This is a genomic window from Pseudomonas sp. BF-RE-22, assembly GCF_019956155.1.
Lineage (GTDB): Bacteria > Pseudomonadota > Gammaproteobacteria > Pseudomonadales > Pseudomonadaceae > Aquipseudomonas > Aquipseudomonas migulae.
On the sequence record NZ_JAHBDD010000022.1, the window covers coordinates 96,459 to 117,659 of the forward strand.

Annotated in this window: 13 protein-coding genes; 8 read left to right on the plus strand and 5 right to left on the minus strand. The window is 59.3% G+C overall.

The window, feature by feature from the left end; all coding sequences use genetic code 11:
• Position 1 precedes the first annotated feature (1 nt).
• Positions 2 to 997: a catabolite repressor/activator gene (gene cra / locus KGA82_RS13085; RefSeq protein WP_008036238.1), complete on the minus strand. Its 996-nt coding sequence runs from the start codon at positions 995 to 997 to the stop codon at positions 2 to 4.
• A gap of 282 nt (positions 998 to 1,279) precedes the next feature.
• Between cra and ptsP the strand changes: the two genes are divergently transcribed.
• From ptsP to KGA82_RS13100, 3 genes are read left to right on the plus strand one after another with little or no spacing between them, the layout of a single operon-like run.
• Positions 1,280 to 4,141 carry a phosphoenolpyruvate--protein phosphotransferase gene (gene ptsP / locus KGA82_RS13090; protein WP_223450626.1) on the plus strand — a complete coding sequence of 954 codons (2,862 nt, stop codon included), beginning with the start codon at positions 1,280 to 1,282 and terminating at the stop codon, positions 4,139 to 4,141.
• A complete protein-coding gene (gene pfkB, locus KGA82_RS13095; protein ID WP_223450629.1) occupies positions 4,141 to 5,082 on the plus strand; it encodes a 1-phosphofructokinase in 942 nt (313 codons plus the stop codon). The genes ptsP and pfkB overlap by 1 nt, the downstream gene beginning before the upstream one ends.
• 11 nt (positions 5,083 to 5,093) lie before the next feature.
• Positions 5,094 to 6,833, plus strand: coding sequence for a PTS fructose-like transporter subunit IIB (locus tag KGA82_RS13100; RefSeq protein WP_223450631.1), 1,740 nt, complete (start codon positions 5,094 to 5,096; stop codon positions 6,831 to 6,833).
• 184 nt (positions 6,834 to 7,017) lie between these two features.
• Here KGA82_RS13100 and KGA82_RS13105 read toward each other — a convergent pair whose 3' ends face one another.
• Positions 7,018 to 7,317 carry a hypothetical protein gene (locus tag KGA82_RS13105; protein WP_192417411.1) on the minus strand — a complete coding sequence of 100 codons (300 nt, stop codon included), beginning with the start codon at positions 7,315 to 7,317 and terminating at the stop codon, positions 7,018 to 7,020.
• Positions 7,318 to 7,834: 517 nt separating this feature from the next.
• Here KGA82_RS13105 and KGA82_RS13110 point away from each other — a divergent pair.
• A complete protein-coding gene (locus tag KGA82_RS13110; RefSeq protein WP_223450634.1) occupies positions 7,835 to 9,382 on the plus strand; it encodes an alkaline phosphatase D family protein in 1,548 nt (515 codons plus the stop codon).
• 119 nt (positions 9,383 to 9,501) lie between these two features.
• Here KGA82_RS13110 and KGA82_RS13115 read toward each other — a convergent pair whose 3' ends face one another.
• Positions 9,502 to 12,027 carry a PepSY domain-containing protein gene (locus tag KGA82_RS13115; RefSeq protein ID WP_223450636.1) on the minus strand — a complete coding sequence of 842 codons (2,526 nt, stop codon included), beginning with the start codon at positions 12,025 to 12,027 and terminating at the stop codon, positions 9,502 to 9,504.
• 250 nt (positions 12,028 to 12,277) lie between these two features.
• The gene (locus KGA82_RS13120; protein WP_223450638.1) at positions 12,278 to 14,536 is read right to left on the minus strand and encodes a TonB-dependent receptor; all 2,259 of its coding nucleotides are present in this window, start codon (positions 14,534 to 14,536) and stop codon (positions 12,278 to 12,280) included.
• A 205-nt stretch (positions 14,537 to 14,741) separates the two neighbouring features.
• On the opposite strand from KGA82_RS13120, the gene KGA82_RS13125 reads away from it, so the two are divergent.
• The 4 genes from KGA82_RS13125 to KGA82_RS13140 all read left to right on the plus strand — a co-directional run bounded on the left by KGA82_RS13125 (position 14,742) and on the right by KGA82_RS13140 (position 19,651).
• The gene (locus tag KGA82_RS13125) at positions 14,742 to 15,422 is read left to right on the plus strand and encodes a Fe2+-dependent dioxygenase (protein WP_008036255.1); all 681 of its coding nucleotides are present in this window, start codon (positions 14,742 to 14,744) and stop codon (positions 15,420 to 15,422) included.
• Positions 15,419 to 16,177, plus strand: coding sequence for a tetratricopeptide repeat protein (locus tag KGA82_RS13130; RefSeq protein WP_223450640.1), 759 nt, complete (start codon positions 15,419 to 15,421; stop codon positions 16,175 to 16,177). The genes KGA82_RS13125 and KGA82_RS13130 overlap by 4 nt, the downstream gene beginning before the upstream one ends.
• 204 nt (positions 16,178 to 16,381) lie before the next feature.
• Positions 16,382 to 18,640 carry an alpha-xenorhabdolysin family binary toxin subunit A gene (locus KGA82_RS13135; RefSeq protein ID WP_223450647.1) on the plus strand — a complete coding sequence of 753 codons (2,259 nt, stop codon included), beginning with the start codon at positions 16,382 to 16,384 and terminating at the stop codon, positions 18,638 to 18,640.
• Positions 18,641 to 18,751: 111 nt separating this feature from the next.
• A complete protein-coding gene (locus tag KGA82_RS13140; protein ID WP_223450649.1) occupies positions 18,752 to 19,651 on the plus strand; it encodes a hypothetical protein in 900 nt (299 codons plus the stop codon).
• 50 nt (positions 19,652 to 19,701) lie between these two features.
• On the opposite strand, the gene KGA82_RS13145 is transcribed toward KGA82_RS13140, so the two are convergent.
• Positions 19,702 to 20,865: a type III PLP-dependent enzyme gene (locus KGA82_RS13145; RefSeq protein ID WP_008024420.1), complete on the minus strand. Its 1,164-nt coding sequence runs from the start codon at positions 20,863 to 20,865 to the stop codon at positions 19,702 to 19,704.
• Between the last annotated feature and the right edge of the window lie 336 nt (positions 20,866 to 21,201).

The following is a 21,201-nucleotide window of genomic DNA, read 5'->3' on the forward strand; positions in this document are numbered from 1 at the left end:
TTCAGTCCTGGCGAATACGCTGCTTGAAGGTCCGCGCGATGGCTTGCACACCGGGCTGGTAGTCGGACTGCTCGATGGCGGCGAGGGCCAGTTCCAGCGCTTTGTCGGCGATCAACTGGTGTTGCTGGGCCATGGCGTTGACCGGCAGCGGCAGAAAGTCCAGCAACTGCGTGTCGCCGAATGTGCCGAGGCGCAGCGGACGGTTTTTCAGCGGGAAGTCGTGCAAGGCGTCGAACACACCCTGGAGCAGCACGTAGGAAGTGGTCACCAGCGCGTCCGGCAAATGCCCCAGGCGCTGAAGCATTTCTTCCATCAGTTGCTTGCCGTACTCACGGCTGAACGATTCGCCGTGTTCGATCAGGATCTCGCCTTTGAACCCGGCCAGCGCTTCCTTGAAACCGGCGGCCCGTTCCTGACTGATGCTCAGTTCGGGGCGCGCGCCGATCAGGGCGATCTGCTTGGGCAACGGATCGAGCAGGCTGCGCGTCAGTTGCAGGCTGGCTTCGCGATCATCACTGATCACCGAGCAGAAATGCTCGGGCTCCATGACCCGGTCGATGGCGATGATTGGGATGCCTTTGGCTTGCAACTGGCGGTAACTGTCGTCGCCGGACGGCAGGCAACTGGCGACGATCAACGCATCGCAGCGCCGGGCGCGGAACAGTTGCAGCAGTTGCCGTTCGCTGTCCGGCGCATCGTCGGAACTGGCGATCAGCAACTGATAACCGCGGGCCCGGGCACCTTGCTCCAGCAGCTTGGCGATACGTGCGTAACTGGGGTTTTCCAGGTCCGGCAGAATGAAACCCAGCGTGCGGGTGTGCCGACTGCGCAGCCCGGCCGCTTGCGGATTGGGCGTAAAGCCATGTTCTTCAACAACCGCGCGCACGCGCTCGACGGTGGCACTGCTGATGCGTTGCTGTTCCGCCTTGCCGTTGATGACATAACTGGCGGTGGTCACGGACACACCGGCCAGTTGGGCGATATCACTGAGTTTCAACTCGGGATTTCCTTGTTTTTCGGCCGATACTTTCGCCAATCCTACCCGATTCAGGCAGGGGACTATTGTCGCAACATATCCGACAAGTTGGACTTCAAGGATGGGACATTATCGAGTAACGTGCCAATCATTCTAGATTAAACGTTTCAGCAAGCGTATTTTCTACGCATCAGGTGCATTTGGCCGGTTCTGCCGCGAAACCGCCAAAAGTGATGGTTAAGCGCCTAAGCTGACTCATTCAAAACAATACCTGGCACCTCAAGGTGCCAAAAAGGAGAAAGCATGCTCGAGCTCACTCTAGAGCAGATTTCCATGGGCCAGTCGGCCGTGGACAAGTCCGCAGCACTGCATTTGTTGGCGCAGCATCTGGTCAACGACGGCCTGGTCGCCGACGGTTATCTCGCCGGTTTACAGGCGCGCGAAGCCCAGGGCTCGACCTTTCTCGGTCAAGGTATTGCCATCCCCCACGGTACGCCGCAAACCCGCGACCAGGTGTTTTCCACTGGCGTGCGGCTGATGCAGTTTCCCGAAGGGGTGGATTGGGGCGACGGTCAGATCGTCTACCTGGCGATCGGCATTGCGGCCAAATCCGATGAACATTTGCGCCTGTTGCAATTGCTGACCCGCGCCCTCGGCGAAACCGATCTGGGCCAGGCCCTGCGTCGTGCCAGTTCTGCCGAAGCGTTGCTGAAACTGCTGCAAGGCGCGCCGCAGGAACTGGCGCTGGATGCGCAGATGATCGGCCTCGGGGTGTCGGCCGATGACTTCGAAGAACTGGTCTGGCGCGGTGCCCGTTTGTTGCGTCAGGCGGATTGTGTGAGCAATGGTTTTTCTGCGGTTTTGCAGCAAGTCGACGCGTTGCCGCTGGGCGACGGTTTGTGGTGGTTGCACAGCGAGCAAACGGTGAAGCGTCCGGGCCTGGCGTTTGTCACGCCGGACAAACCGATGCGCTACCTCGGCCAGCCGCTCAGCGGTCTGTTCTGTCTGGCCAGCTTGGGCGAGGCGCACCAGGCGTTGCTCGAACGCCTTTGCGCGTTGCTGATCGAAGGCCGTGGCCATGAACTGGGACGCGCCACCAGCAGCCGTAAAGTCCTCGAAGTGCTCGGCGGTGAACTGCCGGCGGACTGGCCGAGCGCACGCATTGCGCTGGCCAATGCCCATGGTTTGCATGCGCGCCCGGCGAAGATCCTCGCGCAACTGGCGAAGAGTTTTGAAGGCGAAATTCGTGTGCGCATCGTCGATGGCCAAGACAGCGCAGTGTCGGTGAAAAGCTTGAGTAAACTGCTCAGCCTCGGCGCCCGTCGCGGTCAGGTGCTGGAATTCATCGCCGAGCCGAGCATCGCCGCCGATGCCTTGCCGGCGTTGTTGGCGGCAATCGAAGAGGGGCTGGGGGAAGAAGTCGAGCCTTTGCCTGCCGTGAGCCCGCAGCGTGAAGTGATCACCGAGGTGGCCGAAGTGCTGTTCGCCCCGGCGTCCGGCAGCCTGGTTCAGGCCATCCCCGCCGCACCGGGCATCGCCATCGGCCCGGCGCATATCCAAGTGCTGCAAACCATCGAATACCCGTTGCGCGGCGAGTCCGCCGCCATTGAGCGCGAGCGTCTTAAACAAGCGCTGGCGCATGTGCGTCACGACATCGAAGGCTTGATCGAGCGCAGCAAATCCAAAGCCATCCGCGAAATCTTCATCACCCATCAGGAAATGCTCGACGACCCGGAACTGACCGATGAAGTCGAGACTCGCCTCAAGCAGGGCGAAAGCGCCGAAGCGGCGTGGATGGCGGTGATTGAAGCGGCGGCGAAACAACAGGAATCGTTGCAGGATGCATTGCTTGCCGAGCGTGCGGCGGACTTGCGCGATATCGGCCGTCGCGTGTTGGCGCAACTGAGCGGCGTCGAAACCCCGAGCGAACCCGATCAACCGTACATTCTGGTGATGGACGAAGTGGGTCCTTCCGACGTGGCACGTCTCGATCCGACCCGAGTCGCCGGCATTCTCACCGCCCGTGGCGGCGCCACCGCGCACAGTGCCATCGTCGCCCGTGCGCTGGGCATTCCGGCATTGGTCGGCGCAGGTGCCGCGGTGTTGCTGCTGGCGCCGGGCACGCCGTTGCTGCTCGATGGCCAGCGCGGTCGCCTGCACGTGGACGCCGACGCGGCGACCTTGCAGCGCGCCACCGAAGAGCGCGACACCCGCGAGCAACGCTTGAAAGCGGCGGCCGAACAACGTCATCAACCGGCGCTGACCACAGACGGCCATGCGGTCGAAGTGTTCGCCAACATCGGCGAAAGCGCGGGCGTCACCAGCGCAGTGGAGCAGGGCGCCGAAGGCATTGGCCTGCTGCGCACCGAACTGATTTTCATGGCCCACTCGCAGGCGCCGGACGAAGCGACTCAGGAAGTTGAATACCGGCGCGTGCTCGATGGCCTCGCCGGTCGGCCACTGGTGGTGCGCACCCTCGACGTTGGTGGCGACAAGCCGCTGCCGTATTGGCCGATTGCGAAAGAAGAAAACCCGTTCCTCGGCGTGCGTGGCATTCGCCTGACCTTGCAGCGTCCGCACATCATGGAAGCGCAATTGCGCGCTCTGTTGCGAGCCGCTGACAACCGCCCGTTGCGCATCATGTTCCCGATGGTCGGCAGTGTTGAAGAGTGGCGTCAGGCGCGGGACATGACCGAGCGCCTGCGTCTGGAAATCCCTGTGGCGGACCTGCAACTGGGGATCATGATCGAAGTGCCGTCGGCCGCACTGTTGGCGCCGGTGCTGGCCAAAGAGGTCGACTTTTTCAGCGTCGGCACCAACGACCTCACCCAATACACCCTGGCCATCGACCGTGGTCATCCGACCTTGTCGGCCCAGGCTGACGGCTTGCACCCGGCGGTGCTGCAACTGATCGACATCACCGTGCGCGCGGCCCATGCCCATGGCAAATGGGTCGGTGTGTGCGGCGAACTGGCGGCCGATCCGCTGGCGGTGCCGGTGCTGGTCGGCCTCGGTGTGGATGAGTTGAGCGTGTCGGGCCGCAGCATTGCCGAGGTCAAGGCGCGCATCCGCGAACTCAGCCTGACCCAGACTCAAACCCTTGCCCAGCAGGCTCTGGCCGTGGGCAGCGCCAATGAAGTGCGCGCATTAGTGGAGGCCCTGTAATGGCCAAGATCCTGACCCTGACACTCAACCCGGCGCTGGACCTGACGGTGCAGTTGCCGCGCCTTGAGCCCGGCCAGGTCAATCGCAGCGACGAGATGCACACCCACGCCGCCGGTAAAGGCGTGAACGTGGCGCAGGTGCTGGCAGACCTCGGGCATTCGCTCACCGTCAGCGGTTTTCTCGGCGAGGACAACCTTCAGGCGTTCGAAACCCTGTTCGCCAAGCGCGGTTTTGTCGACGCGTTTATCCGCGTTCCCGGTGAGACCCGCAGCAACCTCAAACTGGCGGAAAGCGACGGGCGCATCACCGACATCAACGGTCCCGGACCCAAGGTCAGTGAAGCGGCGCAGCAGGCGTTGCTCGATCGACTGGAACAGATTGCCCCGGGGCATGACGCGGTCGTTGTGGCCGGTAGCCTGCCGCAAGGCGTCAGTCCTGAATGGTTGCAGGCATTGGTACTGCGCTTGAACAACCTCGGGTTGAACGTCGCGCTCGATACCAGTGGCGAAGCGTTGCGGGCGGCGCTCAAGGCCGGTCCGTGGCTGATCAAACCGAACACCGAAGAGCTGGCCGAAGTGCTCGGCTGCGAGGTTGTTTCGGTTGCGGCTCAGGCCGAAGCCGCGAGCCGTTTGCATGCCCAAGGCATCGAGCACGTGGTGATTTCCCACGGCGCCGACGGTGTGAACTGGTTCAGTGTCGGCTCGGCGCTGCACGCCACGCCGCCCAAGGTCAGCGTCGCCAGCACCGTGGGCGCAGGGGATTCGTTGCTGGCCGGCATGCTTCACGGTTTGCTCAAGCCCGATACGCCGGAACAGACCCTGCGCACCGCCACGGCGATTGCGGCGATGGCGGTCACGCAGATCGGTTTCGGTATCGGCGATGCGGCGCAGTTGGCGCGGCTCGAACAGGGCGTGCGCGTGCGCCCCCTGACAGAACAATAAGAGGGTTTGTCATGAAGTTAGCCATCGTTACGGCTTGCCCCAACGGCATGGTCACCAGCGTGCTGTGCGCCCGTTTGCTCGATGCTGCGGCGCAGCGTCAGGGCTGGAGCACCAGTGTCGAAGTGGTGGATGTGGCGCACCCGGAACGCCAGTTGTCGGCGGCCACGATCGAGGCCGCCGAGTGGGTGTTGCTGGTCACCAGCGCGCCGGTGGATATGTCGCGATTCGTCGGCAAGCGTGTGTTCCAAAGCACCCCGGCACACGCCCTGCAAGATGTCGAAGCAGTGCTGCGACGCGGTGCCGGAGAAGCGCAGGTTTACGCCGCAGCCGAAGTCACCGTCGAACCTGCAGCCGTTGCCAAAAGCGCCCCGCGCCTGGTCGCGATCACCGCGTGCCCGACCGGCGTTGCTCATACTTTCATGGCCGCTGAAGCCTTGCAGCAGGCGGCCAAGCGATTGGGCTATGACCTGCAAATCGAAACCCAGGGCTCGGTCGGTGCGCGCAATCCGTTGAGCGCGGCAGCGATTGCCGATGCGGATGTGGTGCTGCTGGCCTGCGATATCGAAGTCGCGACCGAGCGTTTTGCCGGCAAGAAAATCTACCGTTGCGGCACGGGCATCGCCTTGAAGCAAGCCGAAGCGACGCTGAACAAAGCGCTGGCCGAAGGCAAGCAGGAAAGTGCCGCGACCGGTGCCAAAGGCCCGGCCAAACAAGAGAAGACCGGCATCTACAAACACCTGCTGACCGGCGTGTCGTTCATGCTGCCAATGGTGGTGGCGGGCGGTCTGATGATTGCCTTGTCGTTCGTCTTCGGCATCACCGCGTTCAAGGAAGAAGGCACACTCGCCGCCGCGCTGATGCAGATCGGCGGCGAGACCGCGTTCAAGCTGATGGTGCCGCTGCTGGCGGGCTACATCGCCTACTCGATTGCCGACCGTCCGGGCCTGGCGCCGGGGATGATTGGTGGCTTGCTGGCGAGCACGTTGGGCGCCGGTTTCATCGGCGGGATCATTGCCGGTTTCATCGCCGGTTACGCGGCGCAGGCGATCAACCGTTACGCGCGATTGCCGCAAAGCCTTGAAGCGTTGAAGCCGATCCTGATCATCCCGTTGTTGGCGAGTCTGTTCACCGGGTTGGTGATGATCTATGTAGTCGGTAAACCGGTGGCCGGGATGCTCACCGGGCTCACGCATTTCCTCGACAGCATGGGCACCACCAACGCGATTCTGCTCGGCGTGTTGTTGGGCGGGATGATGTGCGTCGACTTGGGCGGGCCGATCAACAAAGCCGCTTATGCCTTCTCGGTGGGGCTATTGGCGTCCCAGAGTTATGCGCCAATGGCCGCGACCATGGCCGCCGGGATGGTGCCGCCGATTGGCCTGGGTATTGCCACGTTCATTGCCCGGCGCAAGTTTGCCCAGACTGAACGCGAGGCGGGTAAAGCGGCGTTGGTGCTGGGGCTGTGTTTCATCTCCGAAGGCGCGATTCCGTTTGCCGCCAAGGACCCGCTGCGGGTGATCCCGGCGAGCATTGCCGGTGGCGCGCTGACCGGTGCGCTGTCGATGTATTTCGGCTGCAAACTGATGGCGCCGCACGGTGGATTGTTCGTGTTGGCGATTCCGAATGCGATCAACCATGCGTTGTTGTATCTGCTGGCGATTGTGGCCGGGAGTTTGCTGACGGCGGTGGTGTATGCGGTGGTCAAGCGACCTGAGGTTGTCGAGTTGGCAATAGAACCCGTCAACGCATAATCCACCTTTGTAGGAGCCGGCTTGCTGGCGATGGCGGTGTAACAGTCACCGTTTTCGTTGAATGGTGCACCGCCATCGCGAGCAGGCTCGCTCCCACAGTGATCTCTGTCGTACACAAGATTTGTGTCCAGCGCCGTAACCTGTGGGAGCGAGCCTGCTCGCGATGGGGCCGGCGGCAACACCGCTAAATCGTGGTTTTGTACTCATTCTCCCGCTGCGATGCCCGCGCTTGAACCACATCCAGCACGGCACAGCCTTCACGCATCAGCAGATGCACGGCGCGGGTGACCCGTGTCAGGTCACAGTCGGAAATGTTTTTCAGATTCAGGCTGGTCAGCGTATCTGCCAAATCGCGAACCACGGTGAAGCGATGCATGGCGCAGGCGGTGAGTTCACTGAGTTCTTTGTGGGTGTTGACGAAGAGCACCGGTGTTTCGGCGTCGTAGGTATCGATGGGGAGGTAACGCGGCATGACTTGGAACATGATGTAACTCCTGTAATTGGAGCTACCACCATTCGCAGCCAAACGAAGAGGGTGGCAGCCATACGCGGGTTGGCCGACCGGGCACAGGAACCGGCACACCCGAAGGTGTCCCACGCACAGCTGCCATAAAACAACACCTCAGGCACAAAGTGCCTGAGGAGGTGTTGCTGCGCTGTAGCGTTCCTGCACCGACCGGCCAAGGTCGTTCGCGGTGTTCTCCGCGAGCCCGAACTATGGAGTCGATACCGAAACGCGGCAACAAGATACGTTGTAGGAAACGTCTTGAAAAGTTGTGTGCCCCACGGTGATCATTTCCACCTGTGTGGGAGAACGACGCAGATCCTGTAGGAGCAGAGCTTGCTCGCGAAGGCGGTGTAACGGTCAGCATCGTTGGTGAATGTTAAACCGCCTTCGCGAGCAAGCTCTGCTCCTACAGGGATTTGTGGTGTTGGTGGGTTTTGTGTCATGCCTGAGTCATGCGTGCGTGTTTTAGTTTTCCTTTTTCAGGGAGAACACCATGAGCGAATTCAACCTCGGTCGCCGTCGTGTCATGCAAGCAGTCGGCGCCGGGATTCTGCTTCCCGGTCTTGCGCCGGCGGTGATTGCCTCGGTCAAGGATCGGCCGCAACTCACCGATGGCGTGCAGTCCGGCGACGTACTGGGCGACCGGGCGATGGTCTGGAGCCGCAGCGATCGTGCGGCGCGGATGGTGGTGGAATGGGACACCCGTAGCCTGTTCACCAACCCTCGGCGTTTTGTTTCGCCGCTGGCTGATGCCCGTAGCGATTTCACCGCGCGGGTCGAGCTCACCGGTCTGCCCGCCGACCAGGCGATTTTCTATCGCGTGCATTTCGAAGATGCCCAGAGCGGTGTCACCAGCGAACCCTGGTTTGGCCACTTGCGCAGCGTGCCGCAAACCCTGCGCGACATCCGTTTCGTCTGGAGCGGCGATACCGTTGGCCAGGGCTACGGCATCAACCCGGACATCGGTGGCATGCGCATCTACGAAGCCATGCGTTTGCGCCTGCCGGACTTCTTTATCCACAGTGGCGACACCATCTACGCCGACGGCCCGGTGCCGGCACAACTTGTGACTGAAAGTGGCCGCGTGTGGCGCAACATCACCAGCGACGCCAAGAGCAAAGTCGCCGAAACCCTCGACGAGTATCGCGGCAATTACCGCTACAACCTGATGGACGAAAACGTCCGTCGCTTCAACGCCGAAGTGCCGCAGATCTGGCAGTGGGACGACCACGAAGTGGTCAATAACTGGTCACCGGGCAAGCAACTGGACGAGCGTTACCAGAGCAAGGATATCCACAGCCTGGTAGGCCGCGCACGTCAGGCGTGGCTGGAATATGCGCCGATGCGTTTGCAGATCGCGGATAACGGCGGGCGGATCTATCGCAAGCTCGGTTATGGGCCGATGCTGGATGTGTTTGTGCTCGACATGCGCAGCTATCGCGAGGCCAATGATGACAACCTCGGTGCAGCCAAACCCTTTCTCGGGCGTGAACAGCTGGACTGGCTCAAGCGTGAATTGAAAGCCTCCAGCGCCCAGTGGAAAGTCATTGCCGCCGACATGCCGATCGGCCTCGGTGTGCCTGACGGCGAAGTCAGCCCCGGCGTGGCGCGCTGGGAAGCGGTGGCCAACGGTGATCCGGGCGCGGCCCAGGGGCGTGAGCTGGAAATCGCCGAACTGCTTGGTTTTCTGCGGGCGCAACAGGTGCGCAATTTCGTGTTTCTGACGGCGGATGTGCATTACTGCGCGGCGCATCACTACCATCCGGATCGTGCCGCGTTTCAGGATTTCGAACCGTTCTGGGAGTTTGTTGCCGGGCCGTTGAACGCGGGGAGCTTCGGGCCTAATCCGCTGGATAAAACCTTCGGGCCTGAAGTGGTGTTCGAGAAAGCACCGTCGGCGCAGAACATGTCGCCGTTTGCCGGGTTTCAGTTTTTTGGCGAGGTGAATATTGAGGGGGCGACGGGGGAGATGAGTGTGGTGTTGCGGGATCTGGATGGGGTCAGTGTGTTTGAGCAGAAGTTGCAGCCGGTAGAAGCGTAACGGACGACACTTGGCCCCTGTAGGAGCCGGCTTGCTGGCGATGGCGGTGCAACATCCAACAGATCTGTTGAATGTAAAACCGCCATCGCCAGCAAGCTGGCTCCTACAGGGGGAGGGGGTCAGTAAACGTCGCGGCGGTAGCGGCCTTGCTCGATCAAGCGCTCAACCTCCTCAGCCCCGAGCACTTCGTTGAGCACCTGATCCACCCCCGAAGCCATTCCCTGCAAGCTGCCGCAGATGTAAATGACGGCACCGTCATCCAGCCATTGCTTGAGCAAACTGGCGGATTCACGCAGGCGATCCTGCACGTAGATCTTCTCGGCCTGATCCCGCGAAAACGCCAGGTCCAGCCGTTCGATATCCCCTGAAATCAACCACTCTTCAAGTTCGTCGCGGCACAGGTAGTCGTGCTCGCGGTTTCGCTCGCCAAACAACAGCCAGTGACGTTGTTGCCCATCGGCGATCCGCGCCTTGAGCAAACTGCGCAGCCCGGCCAGGCCGGTGCCGTTGCCCAGCAGGATCATCGGCAGCGGTTCGACCGGCAGATGGAAACCGCTGTTGCGGCGCACCCGCAGGCTGATGGTGCTGCCCACCGGGGCGTGTTCGGTCAGCCATCCGGAGCCGATACCCAGGCTGCCGTCGGGGTGCAGTTCCTGGCGCACGATCAGTTCCAGCACACCGTCGGCGGCAATCGAGGCGATGGAGTATTCGCGCATGGCCAGCGGCACCAAAGCATCCACCAGTGCTTGCGCGTGCAAGCCGACAAGGTGCGTGCGGTTCTCGGGCAATTGTCGAGTCGCGAGTGCTTGTTCCAGCGCTTGCGACAGGCCATCGAGTATCACCGAGGCGCGACCGTCGATCCCGAGGCCATCGAGGAAATGCTCGATTGCCCATGGGCAGTTACGTGGCAACACTTCCACCAGATCACCGGCCAGCCAACTGCTGGTGGTGGGTGCGCTGAGGCCCAGCAGGTACACCGGCGAGCCGCTGCTGTCCGGGTTCATCACGTCGCGGCGGCTCAGCGTCCAGTTGTCGTAGCTTGGCGCTTGCCAGGTGTCCACGGGCGCTTGTCCGGTCAGCAGACCAAGTTGCTGCTGCCAGTGACGCAAGGCGTAAGGGTCGCCGCAGTCGACTTCCACCGGCGCGAACAAATGCTTGCCGCCGTGCTCGCCGAGCCAGGCATGCAAGCGTCGGGCGAAACCACAGAAGTGTTGATACTGCCGGTCACCCAATCCAAGCACCGCATAATTCAGGCTCTCCAGGCTCAATGCCCGGCCCAGCACTTTGCGTTCGAAACCACGGGCGCTGTCCGGCGCTTCGCCGTCGCCGAAGGTGCTGACGACGAACAGCGCATTGCCGGAGTTCCGCAGGTCATGCTCGCTGACGCTGGCCAGTGGCTGAACCTTTACCGGCAGGCCTGCTGCCTGCAGTTGGCCGGCGGTCTGCCACGCCAGTTGTTCGGCAAACCCGCTTTGGCTGGCGAAACCGATCAGCCACGCCGGAGCATCGCTGTCCGGTTGTTCGAGACCTTTGCGGGCGTCCTTGATCTGCTTTTTCTTGCGTCGACGATCGAGGTACAGCAACCAGCCCGTGACGAAAAACAGCGGCATGGTCAGCGCGCTGAGCGTCAGGACGATCCGCCCGACAATCCCGAAGTAACTGCCGACGTGCAGCGCGTAGATGCTCGTCAGCAGTTGCGCCTTGAAGCTTTTGTCGCTGTAGCGGTCATGGCGTTTGACGACGCCGGTGGCCGGGTCGAGGGTGATCTGGTTCAGCGCGCGGTCGTGAGGCGAGGTGGTCAACAGGTAGAACACCGTCGCGGGTTGCCCGGCCACAGGCGGCATACGAATGTTGTAGGCACTCAATGCCGGGCCGGCAGCGCTGTAAATGCTGCTCCACATCGATGCGTAATCGGCCGTCGGTGCCGGGCCTTCCGGTGCCGGGCCACGATTGCGAACACGTTCATTCTGCGGCGCATCGGACAGCAATCGGGTCAGGCCCTTGTTGTACCACTCATAGGACCAGGACAACCCGGTCAGCGCTGCCAACAGATAAAACACCAGGCACCAGGTGCCGGCCACCGAGTGCAAATCCCAGTTGAAGCTGCGGCCTGTTTTTTTCCAGTCGAGGGTCAGCCAGGCGCGCCAGCTTTTCCATTGACGCGGCCAGCGCAGGTACAGGCCGGACAGGCAGAAGAACAGCAGAATCAGCGTGCACGCGCCGGTGATCTGCCGACCGGTATCGCCCATGGCGAGGAAGCGGTGCAGTTTCAGCATCAGGTCGAAGAAACCCTGGCCGGTGGCGTCGCCCATGAACTCGGCGGTGTACGGGTCGAAATAGCGCATCTCCCCGCGACGCTCACCCGGTGGCGGGGTGAAGTTCACCCGTGCGGCGTTACCGCTGTCGGTGTCGACCCAGAGCATCGAGACTTTCTTGCCCGATGCACCCTCGATTTTTTCCACCAGCTCAGCGGGCGGCAGCACACCGGCGACCTGTTTCTCGACCTGCAACACCGACGGGTTGAGTGCGCGCAGGATTTCATCCTCAAACGACACTATCGCCCCGGTGATGCCCATGAGGGCCAGGACCAGCCCGGCACTGATACCGAAAAACCAGTGCAACTGGAACAGGGTTTTCTTCAACACGTCACTCGCCTTGTTCGTTCGAAATTGTCATCACGGCGCGCATTATGCCGTGGGCTGTCGAGAAGCATTCTTTTTTACACACAAAAGCCCCGTTCAATTGCGTGAACGGGGCCTGTCCCTGATTCCAGCCTTCATCTGCACACCTGTAGGAGCACAGCTTGCTGGCGATGACGGTGTGTCAGGCAACATAAATGCTGTCTATGCCGACGTCTTCGCGAGCAAGCTTTGCTCCTACAGGGTTGTGGTGTGGTCAAAAGTGGAAGTTGGCGCTCAGCAGGGCGGTACGGCCGGCCGCTACGTGGGCGTAGTGGTTCTGCAGTATCTGGTCGAAGTAACGCTTGTCGGTCAGGTTCTGCACGTTGAGTTGCAGGTCGACGTTTTTGGTCAGACGGTAGCTGGCCATCGCGTCGTAACGCCAGTAGGACGGGATCTCCACCGAGTTGGCGATGTTGCCGAACTGCGAGTCAACAAAAGTGGCACCCGCACCCACGGTAAGCTTGTCCGGCACCACGTCGTAAGTCGACCACAGGGTGAAGTTGTTCCGCGGGGTGCTCGGCATGTGATTGCCTTCATCGGCGGCGAGGGTGGTTTTGACCACTTCGCTTTCCATGTAGGTGTAGCCGCCGAAGACTCTCCAGTTGCGGGTCAGCTTACCGGTGTACGTCAGCTCGAGGCCGTTGACGGTTTGCTCGCCATCCAGCACTTGCGAGGTGGCACCATCCGGATCGTTCATACGTGCGTTGGTTTTCTCGGTGCGGAACAGTGCAGCGGTCAGCGACAGGTCGTCACCGAAGAAGTCCCACTTGGTGCCGATCTCGTAGTTGCGGTTCTTTTCCGGGTCCAGATCGGTGTTGTTCGCCGCCAGATCCAGGCCACCGTTGCCGCTGGTTTCACCGGACGGGTTGCTGGAGGTGGAGTAGGCCGCGTAGATGCTGCCGTTAGGCAACGGGTTGTAGACCACGCCGATCTGGTAGTTGAGCAGGTCGCTGGTGTTCTCGCGGGAGAAGTCGTTCGCCGGCGCTGTGCTGCTAGCGTTGGCGTGGCCGCTGGATTCGACCTGGTAGTTGTCATAACGCAGGCCCAGGTTCAGGGACCATTGATCGTTGAACTTCAGCGTGTCGAACACGTAGGCCGCAGCGGTTTTGGTGTCGGTGTCGGTGAACGCGGCGCTGTCGGTGATCTTGCCGTTCCAGGTATCCCCGGGCGTCGGGTTGTACAGGCTGGTGCAGTCGCCGGAGCGGAAGAGTGCAGTGTTGCACGTCGTGCCGCTGGCGGCCGAAGTCAGGATGTAAGGGCGGTTGTGGGTGTCTTGATAAGAGAACTCAATACCGGTGACCAGGCTGTGTGCGATGGTGCCAGTGTCGAACTTGGCGCTCAGGTCGGTCTGGTTGATCCAGCCGCTGGACGTCGAATTACGGCTCTTGGCGCCACGGTACACATTGCCCTTGGCGACGTTGCCCTTGCTGTCGTCCGGGTTGGTGACGATGTAGTCCAGCGTCGAACGGGACATGCGGAAGCTGTTGGACACGGTCAGGTCTTCATTCAGATCGTGTTCGATCTTGAAGGTGCCGCTGTCATTGGTGGTTTCGCGAAAGTCGCGGCTGGTGATGCCGTAGAAATTGTCGCGGTCGACATGCACCGGTTTGTCGACGTTGTACTTGCTGCGGGCCGGGTTCAGGGTCAGCGGAATGCCGTAGTCCGGCATGTCGTCGGTTTCAACGTGGTAGTAACCGAGGGTCATGCGGGTATCGGTGCCCAGGCCGAAGGCGAACGTCGGCGCGACACCCCAGCGGCTGACGTCCACGGTGTCACGGCCGGCGACATTGGCTTCGTGTTTCATCAGGTTCAGGCGCAAGGCCGAGGTGTCGGTCATCTGCTGGTTCAGGTCAAGTGTGGTGCGCTTGGTCTGATCCGAGCCCCAGGTGAAGCCGCCATTGTAGAAACTGCCCAGTTTGGCGGTCTTGCTCACCAGGTTCAGGCTGCCACCGGTGGAGCCGGCGCCGGTGTAGGCCGACCCCGGCCCTTTGCTGACTTCGATCGATTCAACGTTGAAGATTTCGCGGCTCTGGGACGCCGGGTCGCGCATGCCGTCGACGAACGTGTCGCTTTCAGCGCTGAAGCCACGAATGATCGGACGGTCGCCCGCCGGGTTACCGCCTTCGCCAGCACCGAAGGTGATGCCGGGTGTCGTACGCAAGGCGTCGACCAGGCTGGTAGCGCCTGTGTCGCGGATCACCTGCTGCGGAATCACGGTGACACTTTTCGGTGTTTCACGCAGCGGTGCGGTGTATTTCTTGTTGGCCGAGGTATCGGTCTTGTAGGAGGTATCGTCCTGTGTTTCGCCGGTGATGGCAGTGGCGTCCAGGGAAATCGCATTGTTCGGCGCTTTTTCGGTCTTTTCAGCCGCGAAAACCATATGCCCCGCAGAGCCGGCGGTGATTGCCACGCCAATCGCAGAAGCGAGCAAACGCGGTGAATTGACAGGTAATTGTGGTTGTTGGCGTGACATGTGAATTCCCCTCCCCAAGGATTTGAGGCCGCGGAATATAGGGTAGACGCGTCTATGTATCAATTGCGAAACGTTTCTATTCGCACTGAATTTACATTCTTTACAATTTACCCTTACGGTTTTTGCTGTTTCATTCGTCATGGGGGTTTTACAGCGTCAATAAGAATCAATACCATTGACGCCCCTTTGTCTTCAGGTGGTCCTCATGCTGCTGCACATTCCCGGCTTGTTCACTAAAGAAGAAGTGCAGCGCATCCGCGAGGCTCTGGAACAGGCAGATTGGGCCGACGGCAAGATCACCGCCGGCTACCAGTCGGCCAAGGCCAAACACAACCTGCAACTGCCGGAAGGTCATCCACTGGCCAAGGAAGTCGGCGCGGCGATGCTGGAACGGTTGTGGAAAAATCCGCAGTTCATGTCGGCGGCGTTACCGCACAAGGTCTTTCCTCCGTTGCTGAACTGTTACACAGCGGGCGGCAGTTTCGATTTTCATATCGACAACGCCGTACGCCAGCCCAAAGGCAGCATCGAGCGCGTGCGCACGGATTTGTCGTCGACCCTGTTCTTCAGTGAGCCGGAGGACTACGACGGCGGCGAACTGGAAATCCAGGACACCTACGGCACCCAGCGCGTGAAGTTGCCGGCCGGCGACATGGTCTTGTACCCCGGCACCAGCCTGCACAAGGTCAATGCCGTCACCCGTGGTACACGGTTCGCCTCATTCTTCTGGACCCAAAGCCTGGTCCGCGAAGACAGCCAGCGCGCCTTGCTGTTCGAGATGGACGGTGCGATCCAGCAACTGACGCAGGACATGCCCGACCACCCTTCACTGATCCGCCTGACCGGCACGTATCACAACCTGTTGCGTCGCTGGGTCGAGGTATGAGTTTTCAACTGCGCCGCGAGGAAGTGCTCGACGGCGATCACCTCAAAGCCATGCTTGAGGAAAGTCCTGCGCGTGCTGCTCAGGCAATCCTGATCGCTGCCCGCGAAGGCGTGCTCGATGCGCAAGCCTTGCTCGGCCAGATTCTGCTGGACGGACAGGGCATCGCGCTGGATCAACCGCTGGCGCTGCGCTGGTTCGAGATAGCCGCTCAGCGCGGGCACCTGATGGCGCGCAACATGCTCGGTCGCTGTCACGAACATGGCTGGGGTTGTGCGGCAGATGCTTCAGTTGCAGCGCAGCATTATCGCATCGGCGCTGAAGCCGGACTGGATTGGGCGATGTACAACTACGCCAACCTGCTGGCGACCGGGCGCGGGGGGACCGAGGATCAGCCGCAAGCGCTGAGTTTTTATCGCCGCGCTGCGGAGCTGGGCCATGCGAAGTCGATGAACCTGCTTGGGCGTTACCTGGAGGAAGGACGGATTTGCCCCGCGGATCTGCAAGGCGCACGCGAGTGGTATCGACGTTCGGCCGATGCCGGGGATTTTCGTGGGCAGTTCAGTCATGGCGCGGTTTTGGTGGAGCAGGGCAGGCTTGACGAAGGAATGGCCTGGTTGCGCCAGGCGATGGTCAACGGCAATCAGCGGTTCCTGCGGGTCAGTGTCCAACGCTTGCGCGAAGCGTCCGACCCTGCGCTCAAGTGTTTGGCTGATGAGTATGCCCATCACGAACAAACACTGTTCGGTCGAGCCTGAAAGACGCTTCATATAAACATGAAGTGGGTTGTTTTGCAGGTTTGTATTCTTTTCTTATATATGCCCCTCAGGGTTTCTTTGACAGCACTTTTATAAGTGGATTAGTCTTTTGTTCGGCGCAGTTAAATTGGATTTGACAGTGCGCTGTTACGATCTGCTTTAAATTATTTAAATATATTCATGCCTATAGTTAATGGAGTAGTTATGAGCAATGACACATTGTGGGAGAACTCTTTACGGGGGGTGAACTACGAGAAGATTACCGAGTTTGCAACCGAAGTTCCAAAGATCCTGTCCGATGCGTCCAACGCGGATGCGGACAATGTGACGCGTGAAGCCGGTTTGTTACTGACCAAAAAACAGATCATTGATCTGCGCAGGTACGAAGCTGCAGGCTTGGCCCTTCCTTATACATTGAAGGATGTCACCGACTATCTGCGCTTCGGTGCGGGCCAGGATGGCGGTGACGGACTCAGGGCCGCCGACTTCCTGAAGACGTTTGCCGAGACTCGTGATCACGCCAGGCGCTGGTCACCGCTGCGCGAACGCATCATGATCACCGGGACCGAACTGAAGCTGTTTGGCGCAAGCATGCAGCGCTACGGTGAAGACATGGAAGAGGTCTACCTCGATCTGAAGTCCGGTCCATTGCTTGAACAATATAATGTCAAAACAGTGGAGCAACTGAAAAAGTTGCAACTTGAGCTGGGCGATAAATTTCCCGGTATAGAACTTGATGCGGATACGATTCCGGACATGAAGTTTTACCTGGGTAAAATATTCGACAGAGTTGCATCCAATCTGGTGAGTGTCCGGGGTATAAAAACCGATCTGGACAAGTTTGGTTATGACCTGCGTGAAAAAGTGCTTCCAGGTATCAAGTTGCGAGTGGCATTGATTCAAACCAATTCCTATCCAGCGGAAGTCAAGAAACTCGATGAAGTTATTGCCCGTCGTGCCGAAGAGATTCTGGAAAAGAATACCCAATACCAGGCGTTGGTCGACAAGGCGCTGGGCTCTGCAGCCGGGTTGAATCTTTTCGGCTTGGGTATGGCTATTTACTACGGTGTCGAAGCGGAGGCGGTACGAGCCGTACGCAAGGAGCTGAACGCGGCGCAGGACAAAGACATTGAAGTCCTGAGAAACATGAACCAGACCCTCGGTTCGTTGAAACGTGTCGAGCAGGATCTGCAAAACCTGACAGTCATCGCCATTGATGCTGATCTGGCCACGCAGAATCTCATACACGTCTGGAATGTGATGCATCGGTACGTCGATGAATCGTCGACCGCCATGTTGGGTATCACCGATGCGCTGAGTTTGAGGCGCTTCATGACGTCATTCCGAGAGGTCGTCGGCCCTTGGGTGCAAATCCACAATGATGCGGACCTCTTGATCGAAGTGTTCAAGGAAGCGGATCAGGAATACAACCAGGACCAAGGAAGGGCGGTACCCAGAATGACAACTTTTTCCATCAGTCAGAACTACCCGGAGCCGAATCTTCAGGTTCTGAAGGACAGCCATCACGCGATGCGTGACGATGCTGTCGCGGCCGAAGCCCTTTTTATTAGGCTCAATTATTTGCCGGGTGTATTCGATCGTTTTCAAAGGTTGCTCGGCGATGTCGGTGCCGCAGCCCGGGATCTGCGTGAATCGAGCCTCAACAGCAAGATGGACCTGGAGTCCAAGGTCCGTAAGTTAGTGGCGCTTGAAAAGGAACTGACCGGTGCCGTGGAGGGTTCCGAGGAGTTCGACGAGATTGAAGAGGATCTCATTGCGGCATTGAAAAAAATGCTCGCCATCACGCGTAGCGAGGCGAGCAAAGTGAGTATTCGCCTGGCCAACATCAGCGACGGGTATGACCGACGCGCCACATTGGGCTACATCGCGGGCCTGGAAAAGGACCAAATCGACGCCAGGGAGTCCAAACAAGCGTTGAGCGAGACTCAGGCCACGCTACAACGTGAGCTCAAGGTTTTGTCCGAAGCAATCAGCGCTATCGAAAAAGCCGGCATCGAGAAAATCGGCAAAGACATTGCGTTGACCATCGATAAGCTCAAAGAACTGGGCATGGCGCCGCCGCAAGCTCAGATCGTGATGTTTGCGATCGATGAGTTGAAGAAAACCATGGTCGATATCAATGCAGGCATCACGTTCATCAACATGATTCATGAAAGCAACAAGCTTCAAGAAAAGGTCAATGAGCTTGGCCGCAAGATTGCGCTCAAAGACCGGGATATCGATCAGTCGGTGGGCAAGATCGAGTTTATCCACTTGATTCATTCGCTGGAGGACCAACGTCAGCGTTATGTGGGCGAGTACAAGCCGGCTGTTGCTGCATTCAATCAATTCCTGACGGTCATGGAGGGCAACACGGCGGGTGATGTCGCAGCGCGCAGTGCCAGGGCCATAAAAGAAACGAACCAGTTCATTGGTTTTCTGACGCCGGTTTCACTGCCGTAACGCCAGCATTCACTGATGGCAGGGGGGCATTGAGCATCGCTCCCCTTGCCGGATATTGATCGGTGACGGTTTCCCACGCTGGCCTTCGTCAGTGTCATCAGGTTATTTGCCATGTATGAATTTTTGCTTGCGAAGACGCATTTCGTTGCGTTGAAAAAATACTTCGATTTCCTCCGCGTACTTCCCGCCACGCTGGATCAACTGAAAAGCCATTCAGACAACTTGCAGCGTCAGGGACATGTGCCGACGACAGGACCTGACGCCGAGCGTCTTAAAGTGCTGGCTTCATTCAGCACCGGTTATCTGGAACGGCTTGAGGCTGATATTTCGGCGCTGGGTAAGGTGTGTGATGAGAGCTTGCACCACATCGGGGTGTTTACCGTGGAGTGCCGAATACTGGCCAAACTGTCGCACAAGCAAGGCCGCTCTTTCAGTATCAGCTCCGTGAACTACAAATTATTCAGCCTGTCCCGATCGCAGTGGTGGATCTGGTTTCCTCCCAGGGATGTCGCTGACCTGGCTTTCGAGCTTTCTCTGCGCCTGGGTCGTACCAAGTCTGCACTGTTGGACTTCAAGGCTGTGCCGCAGGAATTGAACAATGATATCCAGAACGTGTTTGAGCGGTTTTTCCGCTCATTGACCTTGAAATCCTGTGAGTGCCACTCGCGCTATTCCCGACTTGAAGCCTGGTACGTGGACGGCGGATCAGGCCTGCCCGGGCTGAGTGGCACTGCCAGTCCAGGCGATTCTGCACAGGCGCGTCAGGCCCGGGCGAACGAGCATCTGCGTGAACTGTTCGCGATCAAGACAGACGCCTGCTCGGCGATTCACAATCTGAGCGACTTCCTCTATGCAATGCAGCACTTTCTGACGGTAGCAGAGCTTGAATTACGTAACGTCAGGTCGACTATTAAACTCTCGCAATTGAACTGCGCTCTGGCGCAGGTCGGGCATGTGCTGAGAGAGGTCAAGTCGATGGCTGAACAAATTCGGTACTGGTCCCGGGCATAAAAAAAGGTCCATGACATGTCATGGACCTTTTGTAGTTACAACAAGCCGTATTACACGTAGAACGATTTCAGCGGCGGGAAGCCATTGAACTCGACGGCGCTGTAGCTGGTGGTGTACGCACCGGTCGACAACCAGTACAAACGATCACCGATCGCCAGGTTCAGCGGCAAACCGTACTTGTAGTTTTCGTACATGATGTCGGCGCTGTCGCAGGTCGGGCCGGCGATAACCACTTCTTCCACTTCGCCTTTCTTTTCGGTCCAGATCGGGAACTTGATGGCTTCGTCCATGGTTTCGATCAGGCCGGAGAACTTGCCCACATCCGTGTACACCCAGCGCTCGACGGCGGTGCGGGATTTGCGTGCAACCAACACCACTTCACTGACCAGGATGCCGGCGTTGGCGATCAACGAACGGCCCGGTTCCAGGATGATTTCCGGCAGATCGTCGCCGAAATCTTCCTTGAGGAAGCGGATGATTTCTTCAGCGTAGGTTTCCAGGCTGTTGGTGCGGGTAATGTAGTTGGCCGGGAAGCCGCCGCCCATGTTGATCAGCTTCAGGTGAATGCCGTCTTCTTCTTTCAGGCGTTCGAAGATCACTTTGACCTTGGCGATCGCTGCGTCCCAGACGCTGATGTCGCGCTGTTGCGAGCCGACGTGGAACGAGATGCCGTAAGGCACCAGGCCCAGGTCACGAGCGAGGATCAGCAGGTCCATGGCCATGTCGGTCTGGCAGCCGAATTTGCGCGACAAAGGCCAGTCTGCGGTGGTCGAGCCTTCGGTGAGGATGCGCACATAGACTTTCGAACCCGGTGCAGCCTTGGCGATGTTGCGCAGGTCGGCTTCGGAGTCGGTGGCATACAGACGCACGCCCTTCTCGTAGAAGTAGCGGATGTCCTTGGATTTCTTGATGGTGTTGCCGTAGCTGATGCGATCCGGGCCAACGCCCTGGTTCATCACTTTATCGAGCTCGTAGATCGAGGCGATGTCGAAGTTCGAGCCTTTCTCTTTGAGCAGGTCGATGATTTCGACGGCCGGGTTGGCCTTGACGGCGTAGTAGACCTTGGCGAATTCGAAACCGGCGCGCAGGTCGTCATAGGCCTGGCTGATCATCGCGGTGTCGATAACCACGAACGGGGTTTCTTGTTTGTCGGCGAATGCCTTCATTTTCTGAAAGGTATCGCGCGCGAAATAGTCTTCGACGTTGATCGACATGCTGGGAACTCCTACTGGCAAACTGAAATTATCAATGGGTGCAAATGAACGTCCTCCGTATCCCCACTTTGGTTCGCCTACTTCCCAAGGCATGTCGCCGAAAGCAAAAAGGCCATGGGAAGCGGTGCTTTCCCTTGGCCTTGCTGTCTCGTCGTCAGTACTTGAGCCGGATGGATCGTTTCCAGCATGGACGTTCGGCGCGAACTTTAGGGCGTGAGGGGCTTGAGATCAACAAAAAATGTCGCGTTTTTGCACTTGTCTGACGCACGTTGCCGCCAGCTCTCCTTGTACTCGACACAGATGACAGGCCGATGTTCCCGAGGAAATCTGAAGTGT